Source organism: Vibrio sp. V38_P2S17PM301 (assembly GCF_009904845.1).
GTDB lineage: Bacteria > Pseudomonadota > Gammaproteobacteria > Enterobacterales > Vibrionaceae > Vibrio > Vibrio proteolyticus.
Map to the genome: position 1 here is coordinate 57,738 of NZ_WXWO01000042.1, position 8,072 is coordinate 65,809.

Sequence of the window (8,072 nt, forward strand, 5' to 3'; positions counted from 1 at the left end):
TTCAGTTCCGTGATCGAGCCTCAGTGCTCAGAACGCGACATCCAGACCCAGCCAGTAACGACGGCCATCTTCAATGTACCCGTACTCTTCGTAGCTGATCTCTTCATCAAACAGGTTGTAGATCGCCGCTTTCAACGTGGTGTTGTGCGTCAGACGGTACGTCACACCGGTATCCACAAACGTGTACGCCGGCTCAATCAGGCTACCCGACGAGGGTCCGGTGGTCGGATCCATCTCTTTGCCACGGTAGGTCAGCTTCGCCCAGCTCTCCAGCTTGGCAGTCGCCTGCCAGCTCAGATCGGCATTGAACAGGTGCTTCGGCAATTGTTGCAGTGGCTGACCTTTGTATTCACCGGTTTTCTGTTCAGAATCGGTGTAGGTGTAGCTGGTGCTCAGATAAACCGTCTCCGTCAGTGGCATCGCAAACGTCGCTTCCACCCCTTGTGTCACCGCTTCATCCACGTTGATGCGGTAAGTTGGATCCGAGCCCCACTCGTTGGCGCCGTCGGTACAGACCGATGCCGGACATACCACGCGAGTGATCTTGTCTTTGAAGTCGTTGTGGAACAAGGTCAGTGACGCATCAATCCCGTATTCCCCCTGATACATCAGGCTGATCTCTTTATTGATCGATTTTTCCGGCTCCAGATCCGGGTTACCGTAAATGTTGCCGCCACGGCTGACCTGCGCCCAGCCTGGTGCTATTTCACGCAGCTGCGGTGAACGGAAACCGGTCGCTACGCCACCCTTGAGCGTCCAGTCAGAATCGATACTCCACACACCGTATGCACGCGGACTAAAGTGCGTGCCGTAGTTTTCATCATGATCGACACGTCCGCCTAACGTCAGGCTGAACGGATCAATGATGGTCCACTCGTCTTCCACAAACAACGCCCACTGGCTGTTCGAAATTTTCGACTGGCTGGATGCTTCATTTGAAGTCTCATCATTGAGTTTAGCGTGCGTGGCTTCGATACCGGTCGTCAGCACATGGGATGACAGGGTCGTCACCAGGCTGGATTTAAAGGTGGTGTTCTCAATCTCCATCTTACGCGACTTATTGCGGCTGTCTTCACGCTGCAGGTAAGTTTCCGAATACCCCCATTCCTGCCAGTCACCGCTGTGGCTCAGAGCCACATAGTTACGACGGTATTCATTTTCGCTGTCTTCACACTCACCGCGACAACCGCTGGTCGGAACCGAATGACCCACATTGCCGCGGCGATCCTGCGCCGACGTCCCGCCTTCTAACTGGAACGAATGACGGTCATTCAAATGATAAGTCAGTTTCGACGTCAGGCTCTGCAGGCTTTTGTCTTCATAGCCGTGAGGAATATCGTCCTCGTTACGCTGGGTATACTGGCCGTAAACTTGGAGCGACAGAGCGTCAGAAAGCGGGCCGTTCAAATAGAAATTAGCGCTCTGTTCGTTACCCGATTTGCGGTCTTCCTGGATCACCGTTCCGAGCTGGATATTACCGTTCCAGCTTTGGCTGTCTTTGCGCGTAATAATGTTGATCACACCACCGATCGCGTCCGAACCGTAGAGTGTCGACATCGGGCCACGGATGACTTCGATACGTTCAATCGCCTGCAACGGTGGCAGCCACCCCTGCTCAATACCCGGGCCGTCGCTGTTCGGACGCGTTTCGCGGGTACTCTGACGTTTGCCGTCCACCAGGATCAGGGTGTATTTCGACCCCATCCCGCGGATGCTGATGTCAGTGGTATCTCCACCGCCAGTCACCACCACACCCGGCACGCTCTTCAGTGCGTCGGTAATATCACGGTAGTAACGGGACTCAAGCTCTTCGCGCGTTACCACGCTGATACTGGCCGGAGCATCGGCCTGACTTTGTTCGAAACCGGAAGCGGTTACCACCACAGTTTCGGGTTTGGTTGCAGAATCGGCGTGGACCTGAGGAATGGCCAACAGAGCCAACATGCCGGCAGAACCTGCGGCCGGCAGTTTAATAGTGGACATCTTGAACTCCATTATTGATAATGATTATTATTTTCGAAACGATTATTCACAAATAGACAGCGATGCATAGACAGAGTTATGGAATGACTCTTCCCATAAATGGAACTTGGTCACTGCACAGCATGAGGAGTAAAAGATGCATGACCTCGCGGCTATCCGGGCTTTTGATGCGCTCAACCAGCACAAAAGTCTGACGTCGGCAGCCAAAGCTCTGAATCAACCGAAATCGACCATCAGCCGCCGTTTGGCGCAATTAGAAGAAGACGTCGGTCAGGCATTGACCGCCCGGCAAGGCAACCGGCTGGTACTGACCAAAGCCGGCAAAATCTTCGCCCGTTACAGCCGGCAGATGCTGGAGCTGGCCGATGAGAGTCAGGATGCGCTGCAGGGGTTGAACAACAAAATCTCCGGACAACTGCACATCGTGTGTCACGCCGCTTTAGTGCGCAGTTGGCTCAGTGGCGTACTCAATCAGTTCCTGAGTGAGAATCCGGACGTCAAAATCCGCTTGAGCAGCGATGTAAACAGCACCCATAATGAGCCGGATCTGGTGCTGTGGGTCGGGCCTTGCCCCTCACTCGAATGGCGCGAAGAAACACTGGGTTACTGGCGCTATGCGCCTTACGCATCGCCGGAGTATCTGCGTCAGCATGGCCAGTTGACGTCTCCTCAGGAATTGCATCGTCACCCATGGATCGATTTCGGTTGCCTGCGCGAGCGTGAGTTGACGCTTCACCACAGTGAGCACGGCGAGTTTAAGCTCGAGCCGCTCTCCAGCCGCCTGCACAGCGACAACGTGGCGTTGCAGATTGATGCGATCGCCAACGGACACGGCATTGGCCTGCTGCCTACCTGGACCGTGCAGGGTTACCAGCGCCACCATCCGGGACGCATCGTTCCTTGTCTCGACAGCTGGTTGTCCGAACCGGTCGCTATCACCTGCTATACCCCGGCAGGTCGCCACCCATTGCGTCTGTCGGTGTTACTGGACACCCTACAACAGCAGGTTCCGCTGTGCTGGTGCAAAGGGTAACGCGCATAAAAAAGGCGCTCTAAGAGCGCCTTTCGTGTTGTGTCCGCAACGTGTGCTGCGGCAACGATTGGAATGATTACTGGGTGACCACGTTGAGCTGATCATCGACCTTTTTCACGTCATCGGTATGCTTCGCCAGCAGCAATGCGAGCTGACGCATAGCGTCCGATTCCACTTCCCCTTTGAGGGTAACCACACCCTGCTCAACATCAACATTGATGTCCGAACCGTTCACATCCGGCTCGAGCAACAAGGAAGTTTTGACTACGGTGGCAATTTTTGAGTCCACCAGATCCTGTTTCAGATCACTGCTCTGCTGCTTCTCATCCATTACCGTCAGTTGGTTGTCGACCTTTTTTACCCCATCTATGTTGCGCACCAGCTCACCGGCCAGGCGTTTGTCGACATCACTGTCCACATTACCGGTCAGATACACCACCCCTTGTTTCACATCGGTATTGATATCAAAGCTGTTCAGATTGCCATTAAACAGCAGCGTCGCCTCGGCTTTACCGTCGATCCAGCCATCCTGCGCACTGTCTTTCCACTGATTGCTGTCCGCCGCGCTGGCACTGAAGGCACTCACGCCAAGAGTCAGAATAAGCGCTTGAGTTAACGTTGAAAATTTCATGTTCGTCTCCTCTGGTCTGGTCATACAAATATAAAATGTTCATTTGTATCTATGCCAAAGGTGTGCCAATCAAGAAATGCATTATAAGTCAACAACTTAAAACAAAACTTAAACCACATTGCTCGCCGCGCTATGAAAAAAATTCCTGTCCGGAGGTAACTTTTATACGCGCTCAGCGCAAACGTCGCCAAGTCAGTGCTGCGGTTTCCACTTCCATCTGCAACGCCGCAATCCAATACGACACCAAGTGAATCAGTCTCTTATCTTGCAAGGTTTTACTGACCTGACGCGCTCGGCGAATCAGTAGCCGGTTTTGTTCCATCAACGCCGGCATTCCCTCGCGGTGCGACGGTGTGTGCGGCGTCACCAGATACACTGGCTGGCAGCCTCCCAACTCTTTGCCCAGCGCACGGATGGCCTGACGCTTCAGGCTCATCAGTCTCGCCAATGAGCGCTGCAGACTGTGGTTGTGCGTGGTAGCGTGCCACTGCACTCTGGCGTGGTTGAGGCTGGCCTGCAACCACGCCATGACCAAGCGCACTTGATGAGCATCGGCCAGCGAAACAACGCTTTCGTTCTCCTGAGTCACTTCCACCTCCTGGCTGTTATTTCTCTCACTCTGAGATGACAAACAATCTTCATACCAACTTATACGTAAAACTGCGGTTAAAAACACAGCGCGCCGCTTGAGAGAATGCATCCGATTACATACAGTGAAGGTTCATTCACCGCAAAGGAACCGTGCATGTCTCTGCCTACTTTGTTCGTGTTACTCTCCGATCCTCAGCATGTTGACGCCCTGACCCGCAACGGCGTGTTGTCGCAATTTTCCCTTATCGAGGCAAACGGCCAGACACACTGGCTGAGTCAGCTTGAGCAGGCTGATACCGACGTGGCGCTACTGGATACCCGTTATTTCTCGGCCAATGAACTGACCGAGCTGGCCGCCTCCCACGTAGTCACCGACACCGACGTGATCCTGCTCAGCGACGGCACTCCCAATCCGCACATTGATCAATTAATGTTGAGCGGCAGTGTGTTCCACTTTCGCCACCCACTCAATCACGAACTACTGCATGATACCCTGAGCGACATAGCTCGCCACTTTGAACAGCACCAATCTGGTCCGCCAACGGCCGCAGTTCAGGCCAGTCCGCTGGATCAATTTGGTCTGCTGGTCGGATCGTCCCGTGAAATGCACACCCTGTATCGCACACTACGCCGGGTAGCGAAAACCGAATCCAACGTGCTGATCGTCGGTGAAAGCGGTGCGGGTAAGGAACTGGTGGCCAATACTCTTCACCTTGCCAGCGCGCGAACTCAGCAGCCTTTTATCGCCATCAACTGCGGAGCGATCAGCCCGGAGTTGGTGGACAGTGAGCTGTTCGGACACGAAAAAGGCGCCTTCACCGGCGCCAACAAAACCCACGCGGGTGTTTTTCGTCAGGCCGAAGGCGGTACGCTGTTTCTCGATGAGGTGACCGAAATGCCGCTGGAGCATCAGGTCAAGCTGTTGCGCGTGCTGGAAAGCGGGGAATACCGCCCGGTGGGCAGCCAACAAAGCTGTCGCGCCAATGTCCGGGTCGTGGCGGCCACTAACCGCGATCCTCAGCAAGCGATCGAAGAGGGACGCTTTCGCGAAGATCTGTATTTTCGCCTGGCGCATTTTCCAATCCATGTACCACCACTGCGTGAGCGGGGCGATGACATCAGCGGTCTGGCGCAGCATTTTCTCGCCCACCGTAATGCCGAAGAGCAGCAAAGTAAAGCCATCTCGCCTCAAGCCATTGACGCGCTGGCGACGCACGACTGGCCGGGGAATGTCCGTGAGCTGAAACACTGTATTGAACGGGCGTACATACTGGCGGATCAACAGATTGAGTCACACCATCTGGTGTTCGATGCGCCGCCACTGCAATCGCCGTCGAAGCTGGAAGCCGCGATTCCTGCTGGCGTCGCACTGGAAGAGATTGAAAAGGCAGCCATTTTCAATACCTTGCAAGAAAATCAAGGCAATAAAACCGAGACCGCGTCCGATCTCGGTATCAGTGTCAAAACCCTGTACAACAAACTGGAACGCTATCAGGCCAAAAGTTAAAGGGTGATCTCGCCGCTTTGCGGTGCTCTGGGCGACATGATTTTTAGTGCGTCCGGGCGCACCGCAATATCAAGCACACGGCTCTCAAACAGTTCACCATCAATCACATACTTGAGGCCGTCAGGATGCTGAATGCGCACCGATTCCACCTGGCGGTGCTCAGTGAAACTGCCCAATTTTTCCGACGTTACCCCCGCCACAGCCAGTTCGGTGAGTGACAGAACGTGCATGCCCGGCAATTCGGCTTTGGGGATCCAGGTGACGTCCAGCTTGCCGTCGTTGATGTCCGGCTCGCCACTGCCCTGCGCCAGCAAGGTACTGAACGGCGCTGCATTGGCGATCACGATGCTCTGTGTCTCTAATGTCTGCTCTTCTTCCTGATCAAAGCGGACCTTGAGCGTAATGCTGTCGCCATTCGTCACCGCGTTTAAAAAGCCTTTCAGATACGCCACCTGACCATCGCTGTTCTTCACTTCCCGGTTGGCAAACTCGATCATCTGCTGCTCAAAGCCGACCGCGACAATCAATAACGCAATCCGCTGATTACAGGTCGCGACGTCAATCATGCGGGTATCGCCATGAATAATGGCTTCGCAGGCGGTGGCCAGAGGCGTCAGTTTGGAACGAATTCCCCACATCGCATGACATAAAGCGTTGGCGGTGCCAAGCGGCAGTATCCCAAAGCGTACCGAGCTGCCGACCAACTCGGCCGCCACCTCGTTAACCGTACCATCGCCCCCGGCAGCGATCACCAGATCCGGCTTGGCTTGTAAAGCCTGACGGGCCAGCTGTGCCGCCGAGACTTGCTCACTGGTTTCTTGCACCGCCAGAGAGAAATACGGAGACAACGCTACGATGATGCCCTCTTTGTTCGCTGGCCATTTACCGCCGCCGGAGACCGGGTTGGCAATCAGCCACGCTTTGGGTTTACTCAGACCAAACTCCTGGTTGGCAATGTAACGCTCCAGAGCCCGGTACTGCGTTGAGTTCAGCCGTGCCCTGCGACGGATCGACTGGATCTGCTGCATCACTTCCTCAATGCTGCTTTGCGGTGACCGAGCCAGCAAGTAGGCGGCCATGACCATCACAGATCGGCCGCGACCCAGCGCACAGTGCACCACCACGGCGCGTTGTTTTTTGCGCTGAGCTTCGATCCAACGCACCGCCTGAAGCAAGGTGGAAAATTCCGGGTAGGCGTGGTCGAGGACCGGTACGTTGAGGTAATCGATCCCCTCGCCCATCAAAGACATATTGAGGCTTTCAAATTCGGCCGTCACATCCAGTACAGCTTTGACTTCATACTGATGCAACGCCTCAACATCTGCGGGGGTCAGGCGCGCTGCGAGGTAAAGCCCGGGTTCGATTTGCTGAATGCTGGGCGTAGAAGAGCGCGATCGCACCAGATAGTTGTACGCGTACACCCCCAACATAAACGGCCAAAATAATACCCGCACCCCTTTCGGAATTCGGCCGTCACTGTTTTTACGAAAGATACGTCCATTGTTTTTGTAATACGCCAACGCCACCAGCGCCAGTGACAACGCCGTCCAAAGCATCACCAGGCTCAATCCCCACCAAGGGCTAAGCAGACTCAGAATTAAGGCGCCAAAACAGCCCATCATGTAATACGTTGCAACCCGCATTCTTCACCTCATTTTGCCATCAGATTCACTCCCGCCAGACGTATTGAGTATAGCGGGAGCCCAGTCACACAGGATATTTAACAATCCGTGTCTTGCGCGTTGGCCGATTCTTTGAGGTTTTCACAACTGTCTTCGATAGCATTGCCGGTGTCCGTCACCGCCTGGTCGATTTTCTCACCGACATCTTCGGCGCTGTTGTCGTCGCTGCACGCGACCAGACCAGCACTCAGCATCAGAGTTAGCATCGGGATCAATACTTTTTGATTACGCTTTTTCATCATACGCTCCTTAGTGATTAGAAGAGGTTGAATACAAGGTAGCGAAAGCCGTGCCAACAAAACTAACCATTAAAAATCAGTAATATAGAAAAATCAGTAAACAAATCTAAAATCCGAAGCGGTAAGAATTTCACACCGATGGGAAAAACTTACGCAAAAAAAAGAGGGCCGACTGGCCCTCTAGACAATGATGGTGTTTGTCACCGGATTACGCCAGCAGCTCCTTTGCCGTATCGACAACGTTTTCCGCGGTGAAGCCAAACATCTTGAACAGCTCACCTGCTGGTGCAGATTCGCCGAAGCTGGTCATGCCGATGATGCGACCGTCAAAGCCTACATACTTGTACCAGAAGTCTGCGATACCCGCTTCAATAGCGATGCGTGCTGTGACGTCTGATGGCAGTAC

8 protein-coding genes are annotated in these 8,072 nt (G+C 54.1%); 2 read left to right on the plus strand and 6 right to left on the minus strand.

Annotated elements, in window-relative coordinates:
* Positions 1-27: 27 nt before the first annotated feature.
* Positions 28-1,983, minus strand: a complete 1,956-nt coding sequence (locus CAG64_RS09615; RefSeq protein WP_021707319.1) for a ligand-gated channel protein — start codon at positions 1,981-1,983, stop codon at positions 28-30.
* Positions 1,984-2,119: 136 nt separating this feature from the next.
* Between CAG64_RS09615 and CAG64_RS09620 the strand changes: the two genes are divergently transcribed.
* Positions 2,120-3,016 carry a LysR family transcriptional regulator gene (locus CAG64_RS09620; protein WP_161488567.1) on the plus strand — a complete coding sequence of 299 codons (897 nt, stop codon included), beginning with the start codon at positions 2,120-2,122 and terminating at the stop codon, positions 3,014-3,016.
* 76 nt (positions 3,017-3,092) lie between these two features.
* On the opposite strand, the gene CAG64_RS09625 is transcribed toward CAG64_RS09620, so the two are convergent.
* Both CAG64_RS09625 and CAG64_RS09630 read right to left on the minus strand, forming a co-directional pair.
* On the minus strand, positions 3,093-3,647 hold the full coding sequence (locus tag CAG64_RS09625) for a BON domain-containing protein (protein WP_161452211.1): 555 nt from the start codon (positions 3,645-3,647) through the stop codon (positions 3,093-3,095).
* Positions 3,648-3,819: 172 nt separating this feature from the next.
* Positions 3,820-4,236: a hypothetical protein gene (locus CAG64_RS09630; protein WP_161488566.1), complete on the minus strand. Its 417-nt coding sequence runs from the start codon at positions 4,234-4,236 to the stop codon at positions 3,820-3,822.
* Between the two features lie 156 nt (positions 4,237-4,392).
* On the opposite strand from CAG64_RS09630, the gene CAG64_RS09635 reads away from it, so the two are divergent.
* The gene (locus CAG64_RS09635; protein WP_161488565.1) at positions 4,393-5,745 is read left to right on the plus strand and encodes a sigma-54 interaction domain-containing protein; all 1,353 of its coding nucleotides are present in this window, start codon (positions 4,393-4,395) and stop codon (positions 5,743-5,745) included.
* Here CAG64_RS09635 and CAG64_RS09640 read toward each other — a convergent pair.
* The 3 genes from CAG64_RS09640 to CAG64_RS09645 all read right to left on the minus strand — a co-directional run.
* Positions 5,742-7,388, minus strand: coding sequence for a diacylglycerol kinase family protein (locus tag CAG64_RS09640; protein ID WP_161488564.1), 1,647 nt, complete (start codon positions 7,386-7,388; stop codon positions 5,742-5,744). The two genes, CAG64_RS09635 and CAG64_RS09640, sit on opposite strands and share 4 nt — an antisense overlap.
* A gap of 77 nt (positions 7,389-7,465) precedes the next feature.
* On the minus strand, positions 7,466-7,666 hold the full coding sequence (locus CAG64_RS23615; protein WP_021707313.1) for a hypothetical protein: 201 nt from the start codon (positions 7,664-7,666) through the stop codon (positions 7,466-7,468).
* Between the two features lie 208 nt (positions 7,667-7,874).
* Positions 7,875-8,072: transketolase-like TK C-terminal-containing protein (locus CAG64_RS09645; RefSeq protein ID WP_337247444.1), on the minus strand; the 198-nt coding region annotated here is incomplete at its 5' end.